Genomic DNA, 17415 nt, shown 5'->3' with positions numbered 1-17415 from the left:
CTGGATGAAGGACGGTCTTTCCCGCAGGCAGCTTCTGGTCCGGGCCGGTGTGATCGGATGTTCTGTGGCCGCGAGCCCGCTGATCACACCGATGAGTTTTGCCCAGGCCCCCTGGGACAGGCGGCTGGTGGTCATCATACTGCGCGGCGGGATGGACGGGTTGGACGTGGTGCGCCCTGTGGGCGACCCGGCCTATGCCCCACTGCGACCGGGTCTGCGGACCGAGGGTGCGCAGGACCTCGACGGATATTTTGCGCTGCATCCCGCGCTGGCCGGGCTGATGCCCTTGTGGAGCAAGGGCGAGCTGGGCTTTGTTCATGCGGTCTCGACCCCATATCGCGACAAGCGAAGCCATTTCGATGGCCAGGACCTGCTGGAGGCCGGGACGGTGGATCTGGGCCAGGGCGCGAGGGACGGCTGGTTGAACCGGCTGCTGCAGGAGGTGCCGGGCGTGGAGCGGGACACGGCCTATGCCATCGGCACCACGCCCCTGCCGGTGCTTGATGGCAGTGCTCCGGTTGCGAAATGGGCACCCGAAGCCAACCTCAAGATCAGCCCGCAGACGATGCGTCTGGCCGAAAGGGTGATGGAGGAGGACCCGGCCCTGCACGCGGCCCTGGCCGAGGCGGCGCTGCTGGCAGAGAACGGACGCGACGGCAAGGGCGGTCGCGCCCATCGTCAGATCGCCAGCTATGCCGCCGGACGGCTGCGCCAGGACGCAAGGATCGCCGCCTTTTCGCTGGGCGGCTGGGATACGCACCGCGCGCAAGACCGTGTGCTGCCCCGCAGCCTTGCGACGCTGCAAGAGGCCATCCTGACCCTGCGGGACGGTCTGGGCGCTGACGTCTGGGGCAAGACCGCTATCCTTGCCATGACGGAATTCGGACGCACCGCGCGGGAAAACGGTGCGGGGGGCACGGACCACGGGACCGGCGGGCTTGCAATTCTCGCCGGTGGTGCCGTTCGGGGCGGTCGGGTCAACGGCGACTGGCCCGGACTGGCGGAATCCGCCCTCTACCAGCGGCGGGACCTGATGCCGACCCGAGACGTGCGCGCTGTCGCCGCCTGGGTGATGCGGGGCATCACGGGCGTCAACCGAGACGTGCTTGAAAACAAGGTGTTTCCGGGTCTCCACATGGGCAGCGATCCCGGGCTTCTGGCATAGAGACAGGCCCATGGCGGCCGGTTTCTAGAACGACGCGGATGTCATCATGTAGCTGCCCAGGCTCGCGACAAGCCCCGCCTCGCCCGCCCGGATCGACGCGGCGAGAACGATCCCGACACCCAGCAGTGACGCCGTCAGCACGATCCAATCCACCTTGCGGTGATCGGCATCCTGTTTTTGTCGCTCGGTGCGCATGTTACGTGACATCTGGCGGCCTTGGCTGGTGCGGCATTCATGACATCTCAGCAAGCGAACCCGGCGAATTTGGGCAGAGATGGGGTCGGTTTTGCGGCTTTTGGCCAATTTCTGGCCGATTGGCTCTGAAAGAGCTGTAGCCGATCCGTGCGATATCCCCTTTTCGAACCGGTTCGCCGGGCCTATCGTTCTGGCATGACTGGCTTATCCTCCGATCCGCGTCCGAAAGGCGCTGCTGTTCCAAACTGGACGCCGCCGCCACGGCCCTCCGGCGAGATATTGACCGGGACCTATGCCCGGCTTGCCCCCCTCTCTGCAGAGGGGCACGCCGCCCTGCTGTACCGCGCCTATGCGGAAAACGACGCCGTCTGGGATTACATGCCCTATGGGCCGTTCTCGTCCGCCGCGCAGTATTACCGATGGGCGCGAGAGCATGAGGGCCAGACCGACCCGTTTTTCTACGCGATCCGCAACTTGGAAAGCGGAGCATGGGAGGGCGTGGCGAGCTATCTCAACATCGTGCCCGCCGGTGGTTCCATCGAAGTGGGGCACATCAACTTCAGCCCCGCATTGCAACGCACCCGCGCCGCGACCGAAGCCATTTACCTGATGATGAAATGGGCCTTCGAGGCCGGTTATCGACGTTTTGAATGGAAGTGCGATGGGCTGAACAGACCATCCCGGCGCGCCGCCCAGCGGTTTGGGTTGAGCTACGAAGGGGTGTTCCGGCAGGCCACGGTGGTCAAGGGGCGCAACCGCGACACGGCCTGGTTTGCCGCCATCGATTCCGAGTGGCCCGCGTTGAAAGAGGCCTTTGAGGCCTGGCTATCCCCGGCGAATTTCAACGCGGATGGCACGCAAAAGGAAAGGCTTGCCGATCTCACTGGCCTTGTCCGCGTCGCCACCGATCCCACGCTCTGACCCGCAGCGGACGCCCCTGATCCTGAACTAGATTGCCATTCGGTGCGACAGGCGTTGCTGCAACATGCCCGCCAGGGTCGCGGCTTCGGAAGCTGCCGCTTCACCCAGTGCACGTTTCGCGGCCAAGGCAACGCTCGCCTTTTCCAGCGGTTCGTCGTCGGCCAGCCGCGCGACCCCGGTCAGGAACTGTGTCACATAGTCCAGCGCATGGGCGTCGGGCGGATCTTCCAGTACCTCGGCGATGTGAGCCATGTCGTCCTGCAACGCAATGCGGTCAGGTGTGACAACAGAGGTGTCCAGCACGCGTGGGCCGGATGGTTGGCGATCTTCGGGCAACAGCGACAGAACCTTTTCCTGGAACGTGGCGATAGAGAGGATCGGCTTTGCCAGGAACCCGTCGGCCCCGGCGGACAGCGCGTCGGCCTCCAGATGGGTATCGCCCGAAACCGCCAGCAATGCCTGGATGCGGGGTGTGCTGTTCGCCAGTTCCGCGATCAGGTCGGTGCCGTCGCCGTCGGGCAGGCCGAGGTCGATCACCACAACGGAAGGACGGTAGACCTGCAGATGCCGCCGCGCCGACCGCAGGCAGTCCGCCCGCCTGATCCGCGCGCCGGAGCGCAGGCAGAGCAGGCGCATCGCCTCGCAGGCGTAGCGGCTGTCCTCGATAACAAGAACGGTCAGGCCAAGCAGAGGCCGGGCCGCGGTGGGCTGTGGAAGCTGTGCAGAGAAGGTTTCGTTGCTATCCATTGTCGTCTCCCGTGCGATGACGACTCAGAGACTAGTCAGGGATGCCTAACGCACCGTTAATGGGCACCATCCGCCTGCGTGCGCAGGTGTCACATTGCCCTTGTCGAACCGCGAAGGCATAAGGCACGGGCACATCGGAAGGAATTATCATGATCGGACGTTTGAACCACGTGGCCATCGCCGTACCCGACCTCCAGGCCGCGGCAGATCAGTACCGCAATGCTCTGGGCGCCAATGTCGGTGCACCGCAGGATGAGCCGGACCATGGTGTCACGGTAATATTCATCGAACTGCCGAACACCAAGATCGAGCTCTTGTATCCTCTGGGCGAGGACTCCCCCATTCAGGGTTTTCTCGACAAGAACCCCGCCGGGGGCATCCACCACATCTGCTACGAGGTGGAGGATATCATCGCCGCGCGGGACCACCTCAAATCGACTGGTGCGCGGGTGCTGGGCACCGGAGAGCCGAAGATCGGCGCGCATGGCAAGCCGGTGCTCTTCCTGCATCCCAAGGACTTCAACGGCGCGCTGGTCGAGCTGGAGCAGGTCTGAACCATGGGAATCGTCTCGGGGCTCGTACTCTATGCGGTCATCTGGTCACTGACCTTTCTGATCGCCCTGCCGATCCGGGTTCAGACACAGGGGGATCTGGATGACGTCGTTCCCGGCACCCACGCCGGCGCACCAGAGCATCACCACCTGAGGAAGAAGGCCCTGTGGACGACGGTGGTTGCCGCCGTCATCTGGGCGATGGCGGCAACCGTCATCCTGTCGGAATGGATCAGCGTCGACGACGTCGAAAGCTGGTTCAGGGCCGGTGCCTGGTCAGGCCGTGGTACAGATGGGTAAAGGTCGCCGCACCCAGAATAGGAACCAGAAGGTTCAGCAGGGGCACTGACAGCGGCACCGCCATGAGGGTGCCCGCCGCCCAGATCGTCGCGAGATGCGCGCGACGCAGGCTTCGGGCCTGCACGCGACCGACCCAACGGATCGCGACCATGGTGAAATATTCCCGCCCCAGCAGAAACCCGTTCATCCCCCAGAAAATCACCGGGGCGAAAGGCGGGAAAATCACGTACAACACGATCGCAAAGATATTCGCCGCCAGAAGAACACCGAGGAAACTCACAGTATCGCGCAGGGCCTCGCCGAAAGAGACCGTCTGCGGGCGAGGCAAATCCGGGTAGTGCCGACCCTCTACTGCCTCGGCAACTTCGTCGAGAAACAGGGACGTGATGGCCGAGGCGACCGGGATCATCAGAAAGACCGACAACCCGAGCAGCAGGAAAGCAGCGCCCCAGGACAGCAGATCGTCGATCCACTGCACCTCGCCCAGGATCGGAAGCCAGACTTCATCGGGTGTGATTGCCTCTGTCAACCAGGTGAAAGCGGCCGTGAAGCCAATCAGCAAAACCAGGGACAGAACCACGCCCAGCAGGAAAACCCGCCGGAAACGAGGGTCGCCCAGTTGCCCGAGCGCACGAAAGAATGCGTCGAAGATCAGTCCGAGAGCCATGTGGTAATGCTTTCGATGTCGGGACGGGGACGGTCGGGCGGCGCGCTGGTTTCGGTGCCGATGTGCACGATACCCGCGATCCGCTCGTGGTTCTCCAACCTCAGACCCTCGCGCATGAAATCGCGGTCATGCGAAGGCCAGCCGGATAGCCAGTTGGCCCCCCAGCCGCTGGCCAGCGCCGCGTTCAGCAGCGCGAGACAGACCGCCCCCGCGGAGTATGTCTGTTCGATGGCCGGGATCTTGTCGGTGGACCGCTGCACCTCGATCACCGCAACGGCCAGCTGGCCGTCGTCGAACTGGCTGCGGCCTTTGGAAATCTGTTCCGGCGGCAGGCCGAGAGCGGCACCGCGGCTTTCGGCCAGGTCTGCCAGCCGCTCCATCGCTGCGCGGTCCAGCACGATGAAGCGCCATGGCTCCAGCTTGCCGTGGTCCGGCGTGCGTGCAGCCGCAGTCAGCAGGGGCAACAGCGCCCTGCGGTCAGGGACCGGCAGGCCGAGCGTCTTGGCCGGTCGTGACCGGCGGGTCTGCAGGAATTTCAGGGCGTCGGGGTTGGCGTCAGGCATGTTCGGTCCTCAGAGTCCCAGTGTTTTCGCCATGTCGTCAATCGACTGGCGCAGGAAAGCATCAAAGGCTGGCGAAGGCTGGCGGATGTCGAATGACGACAGCATGGGGTCCGGCGCGCTGATGGCACTGCCCGCTAGTGTCGCAATGGTGGCATGGCCGCAAAACGGCACATAAGCTTCGGAATAGCCGCCTTCGTGAACCAGCACAAGGCGACCCTGGCAAAGGCGCTTTGCCGCGTCCCTGATCCGCTGGGTCATCCCGGCAAAGGTTGCCGACGTGGCCTGCATCCGGGCCAGCGGGTCGACCATGGCGGCATCAAAGCCACAGGCAACGATAATCATGTCAGGTTTGAACGCGTCAAGCGCGGGGATCGCGACCCGATCCATCGCGTGCAGGTAAGCGGTGTGGCCCGAACCCGCGTGGAGCGGCAGGTTGATGTTGGCGCCGTCCCCGGCCCCGCTGCCCCGATCCGCGAGGCCGCCGGTCGTCGTGGGGTAGTTTCCCTCTTGATGGAACGAGATCGTCAGCACGTCGTCGCGATCGTAAAAGATCTTTTCCGTGCCATTGCCGTGGTGCACGTCCCAGTCCAGGACGGCCACACGCTTTACCAGACCTTCGGCAAGCGCCGCTTCGACCGCTATGGCAATATTGGCAAGCAGGCAGAACCCCATCGGGTTGTCCGGCTCGCAGTGGTGGCCCGGCGGCCGGGTCAGCGCATAGGCATTTTCGACCGAACCGGTCGCCACATCACGAACCGCCGCGCAGGCCAGGCCCGCCGAAAGCGTCGCGATCTCGTAACCGCCCCGGCCGAAAGGGGCATGATGCCCTATCTCGCCGCCCTGTGCATCGGACACCGCCTTGAATTCGTTCAGATAGCGGGCGGGATGCACCCGCTCCAGCGTCTCGCGGTCTGCGGGGGCCGCGCTGCGCTGGTCCAGTTCGGCGCTCAGGCCGGTCACATCCATCAGGTTTTTGAGCCGACGCTTGGTTTCAGGGCTCTCGGGGAGGCCACCGGCGACCTGAGGCTGGACCAAGCCACCAACCGGGAGGGTCAGCGCGTAATTGCCCCCGGCATGCCAGAAACAGCGTTCGTCCCAATAGAATCCTGTCGCCATGATGTGCCTCCCTCTGACGTTTCGCGCAGAACCTGAAGGAGCCGCCGGGAATTGTCCATCGCGGTCGCGGAATCGGCCCCGCTATGGAGCCTCGTTCAGCAGGGCCGTCAGGTCCAGATGATCATTCACCATCCTGAGATTGCCCTCCGGGTCTTTCGGCCAGTCCGCAGCCGGGCGGTCGCGATAGATCTCGACCCCGTTGTCATCCGGATCACGAAGATAGACGGCTTCGCTTACGCCGTGATCCGCCGCGCCGTCGAGGGGGATACCGGCAGCGACGATGCGTTTCAGAACCGTCGCAAGGCTTTGTCGGTCCGGATAAAGGAAGGCTGCATGATACAAGCCGGTATGCCCCGGCGGAGGAGCAGATCCTCCCCGGCTTTCCCAAGTGTTCAGGCCGATATGATGGTGGTAGCCCCCCGCGGACAGAAAAGCGGCCTGGTTCCCGAATTTCTGGGTCACTTCGAACCCCAGAATATCACGATAGAACGAGATCGCCCTGTCCAAATCGCTGACGCGAAGGTGAACGTGACCAATGGTGGCGTGATCCGGCATGCGGCTTCCTTTCCTGTCTTGCGGTAAAGGTAGGCCGAAAATTGCCCCGGCGCGAGGGTCCGGAACGCAGGGCGTTGGTGCAGGAGAGCACAAAGTGATTGGGTCTCGCACGAGAAAGGTCGCGAACTGCACCAAAACGAGAAAAAAGGGGGGACTTGGTTGCGGGAGGGCGATTTGGACACAACTTCAAGGATTTGAACGAATTTCGGATTGCACGATATTACCCGCAATATTTCAAATGTAGGTAGCTTTCGGCCCTTAGCGAACATCCGCCAAGCTGCCTATTGCTGCGTCGCAGCTTCCCTAAACCCGCCATTGGCGGCAACATGTAGCGTCGATTTCGAGCCATCAGTCCGGGAAGTGGGCACTTGAGCTGTTCGCAGAACGGTCACCAAGGTCCGCACTGATTGTCAGGCGCGACATTCGAATATTAGATGAGGCGGCTTTCATCCTGGGGCGTCCCTGTTATCCAGTCGTTGGAATGAGCCGGACTGAGAGGCGCGTCAGAGTCGACCTTTTGACAGCCCGGTACGGGCGGTTGGGACAAACACCGTTCGCTCATTTCCGTCGCTGGCGCTCTTTTGCCGGGCGACAAGCTGGCAACCGGATCAGGTTAGCGGGACCCGGAGGAGCGTTGCACGCCGAAGACGGGTCGTCGTGGCCGCGCGATTGGGCCGAACGACAATAACGACGCGCATTTCGTCAGGGGCGTGAAGTGACCAGGGCCTCAGACCAAAGTCTACCATTGGGTGAGCATGGTTCGGGTGTATACTCAGCATCGGGAGAACGTTTTGATGTTCGAGCGACATCACGTCGAGGAAATCGCACAGGTTCTGGATGGCAGGGCTACCGGGCGCGACAGTTATGTCGATGCGTCCTGGCGGCGCTGCGTCGAGCTCTACGGCATGGATCCCGCCCGCGCCGAGCCCGCGCACATCGTCACCGATGCCGAACTCCGGACCCATCGCGACCAGGCCGAGTGGATGATCGGCGCGGCCCGTGCCAGCCTGCAAAACCTTTTCCGACAGGTCGCGGGCCAGAATTACGTGCTGCTGCTGACGGATGCCAAAGGCGTCTGCGTCGACTACTTCGGCGACAGTCTCTTCGCCGATGAACTGCGCGGGGCCGGCCTGTACCTCGGGTCGAACTGGTCCGAAGACCTTGCCGGAACATGCGGTGTGGGCGCCTGCATCGTGACGGGCGAGCCGGTCACGGTTCATCAGGACGATCACTTCGGCAATGCACATACTGCACTCTCATGCACCTCCGCGCCGATCTACGACAGCCTCGGTCAGATGGCCGCTGTGCTCGACATCTCGTTGCTGCGCTCACCGTCGCCGAAAAGTAGCCAGAACCTCGCCATGTCGCTTGTGACGGCGGCCGCGCGGCGGGTCGAGATGGCGAATTTGATGGCCGCGAGCCGCCGCGAATGGGTTCTGCGGTTTTCGTCCAGTCCGGAGTTTCTCGACGTTGACCCGGAAGGCGCGGTCGCTCTCGACGGGTCGGGCCTGGTGATCGGGGCGACCCACGCGGCCAAGCGGATGCTCTCGCGCAAGGGAAACCTGATCGGAGAGAGGATCGACAGTCTGCTCGGGATCAGCGTCGACGATCTTCCCGATCTCATGCGTGACCGCCCGACCGAGGACCGAGTGGTCCCCTTGGGCGATGGCGGTGCGGTCTTCGGTCACGCCATCGCGCCACAGGCCCCGCGCGCCCCACAGAGGGCGATGGTCACACGTCCCGGCACCGGTGTCCTGACCGCCTTGGCGGGCAGCGATCCCGGTATGGAGCGTCTCCTGTCTCGGGCGGAGCGTCTGGCAACCACATCCGTCCCGGTCGTGGTCAGCGGCGAGAGTGGCAGCGGCAAATCGAAGCTGGCCCGCGCACTGCACATGGCCTCCCGACGCGCGGGTTTTCTGACCGTGGATTGTGCCGGCACGGAGGCGGGCGAGATTGCGCGGCTCATCAGGTCGCAGCCCGGCAAGGCGACGCTTCTGTTGCGACGCATCGAGGATCTTTCTGACAGTGCGGCCCGCGCCTTGCCCGGGCTTCTGGATTCGCACCCCGAGTTGCGCCCGATCAGCACGAGCAGCCTGACCCCGAGTGCCCTTATGTCGCACGAGTCCCTGCCAAGCGCGCTCTATCACCGACTCGCCGGGGCCGTTGTCGAGCTTCCGCCTCTGCGCGAGCGGCAGGATCTCGGCTGGCTGATCGAGCGGCTGCTGCGGCGGAGTTCAGGCAGCGAGAAACGGCTCACGCCTTCGGCCCGCGCCGAGCTGATGGCCCGTGACTGGCCCGGCAATCTGCGCGAGCTGGGACATGTGCTCGACGTGGCCTGCGCGATGGCGGAAGGCACCGTCATCGACCTGCCTGATCTGCCCGCGCCGCCACGGCCCTCGGAAGCGGAGCCGGACCTTGAGGCAGTGCTCGACGCCTGCAATTGGAACATGGCCCGCGCCGCCCGCAGGTTGGGCGTGAACCGTTCGACCGTTCTGCGACGCGTCCGCAAGGAAGGGTTGCGCGCGCCCGGCTGAACCGTTGCGCGGCGTTGCGTTTGCAACATGCTGCACTGCCGCAAGCTCAAAGACACTGAAAATCGCCAGATCGTCGTGGCCGGCGGGCATGCTGGCTCGCTACACACTCCTCATCACATTGCCTATGAGGAGGATACGCAATGCTCGACTCGACCGTCACTGCCGAGGTGCAGGACATGCTCAATAGCCTGAACGCCGCCTTGGAGGAGGAGGACGCCCAGGCCGCCAGCGCCCTTTTTGCGACCGACAGCTACTGGCGCGACCTGGTTGCCGTGACTTGGAACCTGAAGACCGTGGAGGGGCCAGCCGAAGTGCAGAACATGCTCGCGGCGCAGCTCAAGCACACAAAACCGGGCAGCTTTGCCATTCAGGAGGGCGAGTTGCCCGAAGAGGATGGCGGCGTCATCACTGCCTGGATCACATTCGAAACGGCTGTCGGACGGGGCTGGGGGCTGATGCGGTTGAAGGACGGCCGCATCTGGACGCTGCTCACCGCGATGCAGGAGCTAAAGGGCTTCGAGGAAAATCGGGGCAAACGGCGCCCGATGGGGGCCGAACACGGCGCTGCGAGGAACCGCAAGTCGTGGAAAGAAAATCGCGAGGCGGAAGCTGCCGATCTCGGCCATACAGAACAGCCCTACACCGTCGTCGTCGGCGGCGGCCAGGGCGGCATCGCGCTGGGCGCGCGGCTGCGCCAGCTCGGGGTGCCGACCATTGTGCTCGACAAGCACGACCGTCCTGGCGACCAATGGCGTTCGCGCTACAAGTCGCTCTGCCTGCACGATCCGATCTGGTACGACCACCTGCCCTACATCAAGTTCCCCGACAACTGGCCGGTCTTCACGCCCAAGGACAAGGTGGGCGACTGGCTGGAGATGTATACCAAGGTCATGGAGATCAACTATTGGACCCGGTCCGAGGTGCAGAAGGCCAGTTACGACGAGGCCAGCGGCACATGGGAGGTGAAGGTCAACCGCGACGGCGAGGAGGTGGTGCTGCGCCCCACCCAGCTGGTGCTGGCCACCGGCATGTCGGGCAAGGCGAACATGCCGAAGTTTCCGGGTATGGAGAGCTTCAAGGGCACCATCCAGCACAGCTCGCAGCACGAGGGGCCGGACGCGTGGGCCGGCAAGAAGGTGGTGGTCGTCGGCTCCAACAACTCGGCGCATGACATCTGCGCCGCGCTCTGGGAGGCGGACGCCGATGTGACGATGGTGCAACGCAGCAGCACCCACATCGTGCGCTCGGACACGCTGATGGAGATCGGCCTCGGCGCGCTCTACTCCGAGGAAGCGGTGGCAAATGGCATGACGACCGAGAAGGCCGACATGGTCTTCGCTTCCCTGCCCTACCGGATCATGCACGAGTTTCAGATCCCGCTTTACGACCAGATGCGCGATCGCGACGCCGAGTTCTACGCCGGGCTCGAGAAGGCCGGATTTGACCTCGACTGGGGCGACGACGGATCGGGCCTGTTCATGAAGTACCTGCGGCGCGGCTCGGGCTATTACATCGATGTGGGCGCGAGCCAGCTCATCATCGACGGCGAGGTGAAGCTGATGAAAGGCCAGGTCGATCATTTTGACGAAACCGGCGTGGTGCTGGCCGACGGCACACACCTGGACGCGGACCTGGTGGTGATGGCCACCGGCTATGGCTCGATGAACGGCTGGGCCGCAGACCTCATCAGCCAAGACGTGGCCGACAAGGTGGGCAAGGTCTGGGGGCTGGGCTCCGACACCACCAAGGACCCCGGCCCCTGGGAGGGCGAGCAGCGCAACATGTGGAAGCCGACCCAGCAGGAAAACCTCTGGTTCCACGGCGGCAACCTGCACCAGTCGCGGCATTACTCGCTGTACCTGGCGCTACAATTGAAGGCCCGGATGGAAGGTTTGGAAACCCCCGTCTACGGCCTGCAGGAGGTGCATCACCTGTCGTGATGCACCGCGCGCGCACCCGGTCCTCCCTAACCGGGTGCGCGCATGTTTTCCAGAGTTTCAAAGGAGCAGAACAATGTCTCTCAACGGAAAAATCGCGCTCGTCACCGGCGGCGCGCGGGGCATCGGGCTCGGCATCGCCGAGCGCCTGGCCGCCGACGGCGCCCGCATCGCCCTGGTTGATCTCGACACCGGGCAACTCGCCGAGGCGGCGGGCCGGTTCAGCGACGGCAAGGTCATCACCATCGCCGCCGACGTGACCGACCGTCAGCAGGTGATCGAGGCCATCGACAGCACGGCAGATCAGCTGGGCGGGTTCGATATCATGGTGAACAACGCAGGCATCGCGCAGGTGCAGCCCATTGCCGAGATCACCGAAGCCGAGATGGACAAGGTCTTCGCGGTGAACGTGAAAGGGGTGCTCTGGGGCATCCAGGCCGCCGCCGCGCGGTTCAGGAAGGATGGCACCAAAGGCAAGATCATCTCCGCCGCCTCCATCGCGGGGCATGAGGGCTACCCCATGCTCGGGGCCTATTGCTCGACCAAGTTCGCCGTGCGCGCGCTCACCCAGGTCGCGGCAAAGGAATTCGCCGCCGACGGCATCACCGTCAACGCCTACTGCCCCGGTGTCGTGGGCACCGACATGTGGACCGAGATCGACGCGCGCTTCGCCGAACTCACCGGCGCCGCGAAGGGCGAGACCTTCGATACATTCGTGGGTTCCATTGCCCTCGGGCGCGCACAGACCCCGCAGGACGTGGCCAGCCTCGTCTCCTATCTCGCGGGGCCGGACAGCGACTACATGACCGGACAGTCGATCCTGATCGACGGCGGCATGGTCTATCGCTGAGTTACCAATTGAAGAGGAATACGACCATGAAAGCAGCACGTTGGCACGGCGTCAAAGATATCCGCGTCGAAGATGTGGAAGAGCCTGCGCCCGGCGCGGGCGAGATAAAAGTAAAGGTCGCCTGGACCGGAATTTGCGGCAGTGACCTGCATGAATACCTGGCCGGGCCGATCTTCATCCCCGTCGATGAGGATCACCCCCTGAGCCACGACAAGGCGCCGATTACCATGGGCCACGAATACTGTGGCACGGTGGCCGAGCTGGGCGAAGGCGTCACCGGGCTTTCGGTCGGAGACCGTGTCGCAATCGAGCCCATCTTTGCCTGCGGCGAATGCCCGGCCTGCCTCGAAGGCAAGTACAACCTGTGCGACAGCCTCGGTTTCGTCGGCCTCTCCGGCGGCCACGGCGGGTTTGCCGCCCACAGCGTTGTGCCCGCCCGAATGGTCCACAAGATGCCGGACTCGCTCTCGATGGAACAGGGCGCGCTGGTCGAACCCGCGGCGGTGGCCCTGCATGCCGTACGCCTGTCGAAGATCAAGGCCGGTGACAAGGCCGCCGTCTTCGGCGCCGGTCCGATCGGCCTTCTGGTGTTGGAGTCGCTGCGTGTGGCCGGCGCCTCTGAAATTCACGTGGTCGAACCCTCGGAAGTCCGGCGACAGAAGGCGCTGCAGCTCGGCGCAACTTCGGTGATCGATCCGACGGCGACTGACGCGGTGGCCGAGATCCTCGCCGCCACCGACGGGGTCCATGTGGCCTTCGAAGTGACCGGCGTGCCTCAGGTCTTGTCCCAGTGCGTCGAAGCGACCCGCCACGAGGGCCAGGTTCTGATCGTTTCGATCTGGGAACAGGAGGCCTCCTTCCAACCCAACACCGTCGTCCTTAAGGAGCGGCAGTTGCAGGGCACTATTGCCTATCGCAATGTCTATCCGTCGGTGATGGCGCTCATGGCCCAAGGGTACTTCTGCGCCGATCAGCTGGTCACGAAGCGCATCGCGCTTGAGGATATCGTCAGCGAAGGCTTCGAGGCGCTGGTCGCGGAGAAGTCTCATGTGAAGATTTTGGTCGAGGCACCGGACTGACATTCCGTCGAGTGAAGCCGGCGGCCACTGTCTCAAGCGGTAGTCGGCGACCGAGGACCTACAACATGCAGGGCAAGTGCATGCGCCGACAATTCAAGACGACCAGCAGGGAAGTTCTGCCTCGCGCGCGCAATTCACGTCTCCGGATCGCGAGCGGGAGCTCTTCTTGCAGGAGTCCGGCCCCAGTCGGGCCTTCCGCATCATGGTCTTGCCACGCTTACGTTCCGGTCTCTCAACTCATGGGACTGTTGCATTAATTGGGTTTCGTTGACCTGCTCCCCTGAGAGTCCGCATTTTTCAGTTAGCTCTGTTCAGGGTTTGGTCCTCTCTTGACCGTTGGTGATACTCCCACGGAGTGAGCCCGTCGACGCTCGAGTGGGGGCGGTGATGGTTGTAGTCGTCGCGCCATGCCGCGATCAGATTGCGGGCATGCGCTCGCTGATGGCCGCCGGTTCTGCATCCTCTGTGTCATCGACGACTTCAGCCGGGAACCTCAAACCGAGGACTTTTCAGGTGAGCAGGTCATCGCATATCAACGACGCCACGATGGCGGCTAGCAGAGCCGCGCTTGGCGAATGCCCAACATGCGAAAGCGCCCCGGAGGGCGCTTCGCAGGATAAGTTGGTTGCGGGAGTAGGATTTGAACCTACGACCTTCAGGTTATGAGCCTGACGAGCTACCGGGCTGCTCCATCCCGCGCCACTAAGTCGGTATATGTGTACATCGAAGAGAGATACGGATTAGAGGACTTGTTAGGTTTGGCGATGACCTACTCTCCCACGTCTTAAGACGCAGTACCATCGGCGCTACGGCACTTAACGGCTGGGTTCGGGATGGGACCAGGTGTTTTGCTCGTGCTATGATCACCAAACCGAACAAATCCTCTAAAACTCCAAGTCAGTACAGCTAATGTCTGTGTATGCTTTTGATTGATTGGTAGAATCTTGCTTCTACTGGATCAAATCAAGCCTATCGAGCAATTAGTACCAGTCAACTGAACGTGTTACCACGCTTACATCTCTGGCCTATCGACGAGGTGGTCTACCTCGGCTCTCAGGGATACCTTGTTTTGAGGGGGGCTTCCCGCTTAGATGCCTTCAGCGGTTATCCTGTCCGATCATAGCTACCCTGCACTGCTGCTGGCGCAACAACAGGTCCACCAGTGGATCGTTCACCCCGGTCCTCTCGTACTAGGGGCAACTCCTCTCAAGTATCCTACACCCACGGAAGATAGGGACCGAACTGTCTCACGACGTTCTAAACCCAGCTCACGTACCTCTTTAAACGGCGAACAGCCGTACCCTTGGGACCTGCTCCAGCCCCAGGATGAGATGAGCCGACATCGAGGTGCCAAACACTGCCGTCGATATGGACTCTTGGGCAGTATCAGCCTGTTATCCCCGGCGTACCTTTTATCCGTTGAGCGATGGCCCTCCCACTTGGGACCACCGGATCACTATGGCCGTCTTTCGACTCTGCTCGACTTGTCAGTCTTGCAGTCAGGCTGGCTTCTGCCATTGCACTCAACGAGCGATTTCCGACCGCTCTGAGCCAACCTTCGCGCGCCTCCGTTACGATTTAGGAGGCGACCGCCCCAGTCAAACTACCCGCCACACAGGGTCCCGGATCCGGATAACGGACCGCGGTTAGACATCAAGCAGAACAAGGGTGGTATCTCAAGGGAGGCTCCACCGAGACTGGCGTCCCGGTTTCAAAGCCCACCACCTATCCTGCACATGTTCGGCCTAATGCCAGTGTGAAGCTGTAGTAAAGGTGCACGGGGTCTTTCCGTCTAACCGCGGGAAACCTGCATCTTGACAGGTAATTCAATTTCGCTGAGTCTATGTTGGAGACAGCGGGGAAGTCGTTACGCCATTCGTGCAGGTCGGAACTTACCCGACAAGGAATTTCGCTACCTTAGGACCGTTATAGTTACGGCCGCCGTTTACCTGGGCTTCAATTCAGAGCTCTCACCCCTCCTTTTAACCTTCAGGCACCGGGCAGGCGTCAGACCCTATACGTCGTCTTGCGACTTCGCAGAGCCCTGTGTTTTTAATAAACAGTCGCCACCCCCTGGTTTGTGCCCCCAGCCCCTAGTTGCCTAGGAACCGGGCCTCCTTCTCGCGAACTTACGGAGGTATTTTGCCGAGTTCCTTCAACATAGTTCTCTCAAGCGCCTTGGTATTCTCTACCAGTCCACCTGTGTCGGTTTAGGGTACGATCTAGCGATGGAGCTATTTCCAGGGACCTCTAAGCAGCCCATTCAATCCAGTAAGGATGAACTACCCTCGAGATCCGTCACTTCCATCTGGCCCAGGAATATTAACCTGGTTCCCATCGACTACGCCTTTCGGCCTCGCCTTAGGGGTCGGCTTACCCTGCTCAGATTAGCTTTAAGCAGGAACCCTTGGACTTTCGGCGAGAGTGTCTCTCACACTCTTTGTCGCTACTCATGTCATCATTCTCACTAGTGATCTCTCCACCGGATCGCTCACGCGCCGGCTTCACAGAAAACTCCGCGTCTCCAATATCCCCGAGGGGAGTAAGGAGACATGGAATTATGTCACACTACGCTCTGCTACCATGCAATAAATGCATCCTCAGCTTCGGCTCATGGCTTGAGCCCCGTTACATCTTCGCCGCAAGACAGCTTAATTAGACCAGTGAGCTGTTACGCTATCTTTAAAGGATGGCTGCTTCTAAGCCAACCTCCTGGTTGTTTTGGCCGTCTCACCTGCTTTCCCACTTAGCCATGAATTAGGGGCCTTAGCTGGAGGTCAGGGTTGTTTCCCTCTTCACGACGGACGTTAGCATTCGCCGTGTGTCTGCCATCTAGTACTCCTCGGTATTCGGAGTTTGGTTAGGATCAGTAAGCCTGTGGGGCCCCATTACCCATCCAGTGCTCTACCCCCGAGGGTATTCGGATGACGCTCTACCTAAATAGATTTCGCAGAGAACCAGCTATCTCCGAGTTTGATTGGCCTTTCACCCCTAGGCACAGCTCATCCCGATCCTTTTCAACGGATGTGGGTTCGGTCCTCCAATAAGTGTTACCTTATCTTCAACCTGGCCATGCCTAGATCACTCGGTTTCGGGTCTGATCCCACGAACTCGACGCCCTATTAAGACTCGCTTTCGCTGCGCCTACACCTAACGGCTTAAGCTTGCTCGTGAGACCAAGTCGATGACCCATTATACAAAAGGTACGCTGTCAGGCCGCAAGGACCCTCCAACTGATTGTAGGCGTTCGGTTTCAGGTACTGTTTCACTCCCCTCGTCGGGGTGCTTTTCACCTTTCCCTCACGGTACTGGTTCACTATCGGTCAGTAAGGAGTACTTAGCCTTCGAAGGTGGTCCTCCGATCTTCAGACAGGATTTCACGTGTCCCGCCCTACTTAATACGTCCAATCATGCTTCTTATACGGGACTATCACCCACTCTGGTTGCGCATTCCAACGCATTCTAACCACACTCATGGCTCGGCTGGTCCCCGTTCGCTCGCCGCTACTGGGGGAGTATCAATTGATTTCCTTTCCTCCGGGTACTTAGATGTTTCAGTTCCCCGGGTTTGCTTTTCTAAACCTATGTATTCAGTCTAGAAATACCTGTCTTACCGCATTATTGATCGCCGCCGAAGCGGGTAACAATAACACAGTATCAGGTGGGTTGCCCCATTCAGAGATCCATGGATCAAAGCCTATTCTCGGCTCCCCATGGCTTATCGCAGAGTATCACGTCTTTCATCGCCTCTTACTGCCAAGGCATTCACCAAACGCCCTTTTCGCGCTTGATTTGATCCAGAAAAAGCAAGACTTGCGCCTCGCGCGACGGTCAGAAGCTGGTAAGAAACTGACCATCCTTATCCTGGTTCAAAAGCATACTTTCCCGCCCAGACTGTCGTCTGGACAATGAGACACGCTGATAGCCGCAGCCCGTGCAGGGTGCAGCGTCATGCCTCTGGTTAGTGTACTTGACTTGGACAACACGTTCTTTTCGGAAGGCATACGATCGGTCGGCCGAGGAAACAGCCTTGCAAACGCTCGCTCCGGACCAAAGCCCGAAGCACCAAACCGAGGTCGCTCCCATACTCGGGACAACCAAACAGTGTTGTTATTGTATCTCTCTTTACGATGTCAATTCGTCTGCAGAACAGACGTTCAAACATTCCGCGAATGCTTGAAGATATGTTCTACCAAATAATGGTGGAGCCTAGGAGGATCGAACTCCTGACCTCC

At 61.5% G+C, this 17415-nt stretch carries 14 protein-coding genes, 2 tRNA genes, 2 rRNA genes and 1 pseudogene (1 of these 19 cut by a window edge); 8 read left to right on the top strand and 11 right to left on the bottom strand.

The genetic code is table 11. The features are described 5' to 3' along the window. The first annotated feature begins 4 nt into the window (after positions 1-4). On the top strand, positions 5-1165 hold the full coding sequence (locus FIU94_RS07220; RefSeq protein ID WP_152465136.1) for a DUF1501 domain-containing protein: 1161 nt from the start codon (positions 5-7) through the stop codon (positions 1163-1165). Between the two features lie 24 nt (positions 1166-1189). Here the strand turns inward: FIU94_RS07220 and FIU94_RS07215 are convergent, their stop codons facing one another. After that, positions 1190-1372: a hypothetical protein gene (locus FIU94_RS07215; protein ID WP_152465135.1), complete on the bottom strand. Its 183-nt coding sequence runs from the start codon at positions 1370-1372 to the stop codon at positions 1190-1192. 183 nt (positions 1373-1555) lie between these two features. Between FIU94_RS07215 and FIU94_RS07210 the strand changes: the two genes are divergently transcribed. Next, the gene (locus FIU94_RS07210) at positions 1556-2281 is read left to right on the top strand and encodes a GNAT family N-acetyltransferase (protein ID WP_152465134.1); all 726 of its coding nucleotides are present in this window, start codon (positions 1556-1558) and stop codon (positions 2279-2281) included. Positions 2282-2308: 27 nt separating this feature from the next. Here FIU94_RS07210 and FIU94_RS07205 read toward each other — a convergent pair whose 3' ends face one another. Then, positions 2309-3028: a response regulator gene (locus FIU94_RS07205; RefSeq protein WP_152465133.1), complete on the bottom strand. Its 720-nt coding sequence runs from the start codon at positions 3026-3028 to the stop codon at positions 2309-2311. A 149-nt stretch (positions 3029-3177) separates the two neighbouring features. Here FIU94_RS07205 and mce point away from each other — a divergent pair, with 149 nt between their 5' ends. After that, a complete protein-coding gene (gene mce, locus FIU94_RS07200; RefSeq protein ID WP_152465132.1) occupies positions 3178-3582 on the top strand; it encodes a methylmalonyl-CoA epimerase in 405 nt (134 codons plus the stop codon). A 3-nt stretch (positions 3583-3585) separates the two neighbouring features. After that, the gene (locus FIU94_RS07195) at positions 3586-3879 is read left to right on the top strand and encodes a DUF1467 family protein (RefSeq protein ID WP_152465131.1); all 294 of its coding nucleotides are present in this window, start codon (positions 3586-3588) and stop codon (positions 3877-3879) included. Here FIU94_RS07195 and FIU94_RS07190 read toward each other — a convergent pair. The 4 genes from FIU94_RS07190 to FIU94_RS07175 form a co-directional block, all read right to left on the bottom strand. Next, on the bottom strand, positions 3839-4546 hold the full coding sequence (locus FIU94_RS07190) for an EI24 domain-containing protein (protein WP_152465130.1): 708 nt from the start codon (positions 4544-4546) through the stop codon (positions 3839-3841). The two genes, FIU94_RS07195 and FIU94_RS07190, sit on opposite strands and share 41 nt — an antisense overlap. Then, positions 4531-5109 carry a nitroreductase family protein gene (locus FIU94_RS07185; RefSeq protein WP_152465129.1) on the bottom strand — a complete coding sequence of 193 codons (579 nt, stop codon included), beginning with the start codon at positions 5107-5109 and terminating at the stop codon, positions 4531-4533. Before FIU94_RS07185 ends, FIU94_RS07190 begins: the two co-directional genes overlap by 16 nt. A gap of 9 nt (positions 5110-5118) precedes the next feature. Next, on the bottom strand, positions 5119-6225 hold the full coding sequence (locus tag FIU94_RS07180; protein ID WP_152465128.1) for a class II histone deacetylase: 1107 nt from the start codon (positions 6223-6225) through the stop codon (positions 5119-5121). A gap of 81 nt (positions 6226-6306) precedes the next feature. Next, positions 6307-6780, bottom strand: coding sequence for a VOC family protein (locus FIU94_RS07175; protein ID WP_152465127.1), 474 nt, complete (start codon positions 6778-6780; stop codon positions 6307-6309). 794 nt (positions 6781-7574) lie between these two features. Between FIU94_RS07175 and FIU94_RS07170 the strand changes: the two genes are divergently transcribed. From FIU94_RS07170 to FIU94_RS07155, 4 genes are all read left to right on the top strand, one after another. Further along, positions 7575-9314 carry a sigma-54-dependent Fis family transcriptional regulator gene (locus FIU94_RS07170; RefSeq protein WP_152465126.1) on the top strand — a complete coding sequence of 580 codons (1740 nt, stop codon included), beginning with the start codon at positions 7575-7577 and terminating at the stop codon, positions 9312-9314. A gap of 140 nt (positions 9315-9454) precedes the next feature. Then, positions 9455-11254, top strand: coding sequence for an NAD(P)/FAD-dependent oxidoreductase (locus tag FIU94_RS07165; RefSeq protein ID WP_152465125.1), 1800 nt, complete (start codon positions 9455-9457; stop codon positions 11252-11254). Between the two features lie 73 nt (positions 11255-11327). Further along, positions 11328-12101, top strand: coding sequence for an acetoin reductase (locus FIU94_RS07160; protein WP_152465124.1), 774 nt, complete (start codon positions 11328-11330; stop codon positions 12099-12101). A 26-nt stretch (positions 12102-12127) separates the two neighbouring features. Next, positions 12128-13180 carry a 2,3-butanediol dehydrogenase gene (locus FIU94_RS07155; RefSeq protein WP_152465123.1) on the top strand — a complete coding sequence of 351 codons (1053 nt, stop codon included), beginning with the start codon at positions 12128-12130 and terminating at the stop codon, positions 13178-13180. 297 nt (positions 13181-13477) lie between these two features. On the opposite strand, the pseudogene FIU94_RS07150 reads toward FIU94_RS07155, so the two are convergent. From FIU94_RS07150 to FIU94_RS07130, 5 genes and pseudogenes are all read right to left on the bottom strand, one after another. After that, a pseudogene (locus FIU94_RS07150) lies at positions 13478-13612 on the bottom strand (integrase core domain-containing protein); the annotation flags it as partial. Between the two features lie 190 nt (positions 13613-13802). Beyond that, positions 13803-13879 (bottom strand) — tRNA-Met (locus FIU94_RS07145). Between the two features lie 57 nt (positions 13880-13936). After that, positions 13937-14051 (bottom strand): 5S ribosomal RNA (rrf, locus tag FIU94_RS07140). Between the two features lie 88 nt (positions 14052-14139). After that, a 23S ribosomal RNA gene (locus FIU94_RS07135) occupies positions 14140-16973 on the bottom strand. A gap of 407 nt (positions 16974-17380) precedes the next feature. Further along, positions 17381-17415, bottom strand: a tRNA-Ala gene (locus tag FIU94_RS07130); it runs 41 nt beyond the window's last position.

Origin of the sequence: Sulfitobacter sp. THAF37, from assembly GCF_009363555.1 — a bacterium.
Lineage (GTDB): Bacteria > Pseudomonadota > Alphaproteobacteria > Rhodobacterales > Rhodobacteraceae > Sulfitobacter.
This window is presented reverse-complemented; position numbering and strand designations above follow the sequence as displayed.

Coding starts and splice junctions, on each gene's coding strand:
- FIU94_RS07220 (WP_152465136.1), top strand. CDS start 5: ATGAAGGACGGTCTTTCCCGCAGGCAGCTTCTGGTCCGGGCCGGTGTG.
- FIU94_RS07215 (WP_152465135.1), bottom strand. CDS start 1,372: ATGTCACGTAACATGCGCACCGAGCGACAAAAACAGGATGCCGATCAC.
- FIU94_RS07210 (WP_152465134.1), top strand. CDS start 1,556: ATGACTGGCTTATCCTCCGATCCGCGTCCGAAAGGCGCTGCTGTTCCA.
- FIU94_RS07205 (WP_152465133.1), bottom strand. CDS start 3,028: ATGGATAGCAACGAAACCTTCTCTGCACAGCTTCCACAGCCCACCGCG.
- mce (WP_152465132.1), top strand. CDS start 3,178: ATGATCGGACGTTTGAACCACGTGGCCATCGCCGTACCCGACCTCCAG.
- FIU94_RS07195 (WP_152465131.1), top strand. CDS start 3,586: ATGGGAATCGTCTCGGGGCTCGTACTCTATGCGGTCATCTGGTCACTG.
- FIU94_RS07190 (WP_152465130.1), bottom strand. CDS start 4,546: ATGGCTCTCGGACTGATCTTCGACGCATTCTTTCGTGCGCTCGGGCAA.
- FIU94_RS07185 (WP_152465129.1), bottom strand. CDS start 5,109: ATGCCTGACGCCAACCCCGACGCCCTGAAATTCCTGCAGACCCGCCGG.
- FIU94_RS07180 (WP_152465128.1), bottom strand. CDS start 6,225: ATGGCGACAGGATTCTATTGGGACGAACGCTGTTTCTGGCATGCCGGG.
- FIU94_RS07175 (WP_152465127.1), bottom strand. CDS start 6,780: ATGCCGGATCACGCCACCATTGGTCACGTTCACCTTCGCGTCAGCGAT.
- FIU94_RS07170 (WP_152465126.1), top strand. CDS start 7,575: ATGTTCGAGCGACATCACGTCGAGGAAATCGCACAGGTTCTGGATGGC.
- FIU94_RS07165 (WP_152465125.1), top strand. CDS start 9,455: ATGCTCGACTCGACCGTCACTGCCGAGGTGCAGGACATGCTCAATAGC.
- FIU94_RS07160 (WP_152465124.1), top strand. CDS start 11,328: ATGTCTCTCAACGGAAAAATCGCGCTCGTCACCGGCGGCGCGCGGGGC.
- FIU94_RS07155 (WP_152465123.1), top strand. CDS start 12,128: ATGAAAGCAGCACGTTGGCACGGCGTCAAAGATATCCGCGTCGAAGAT.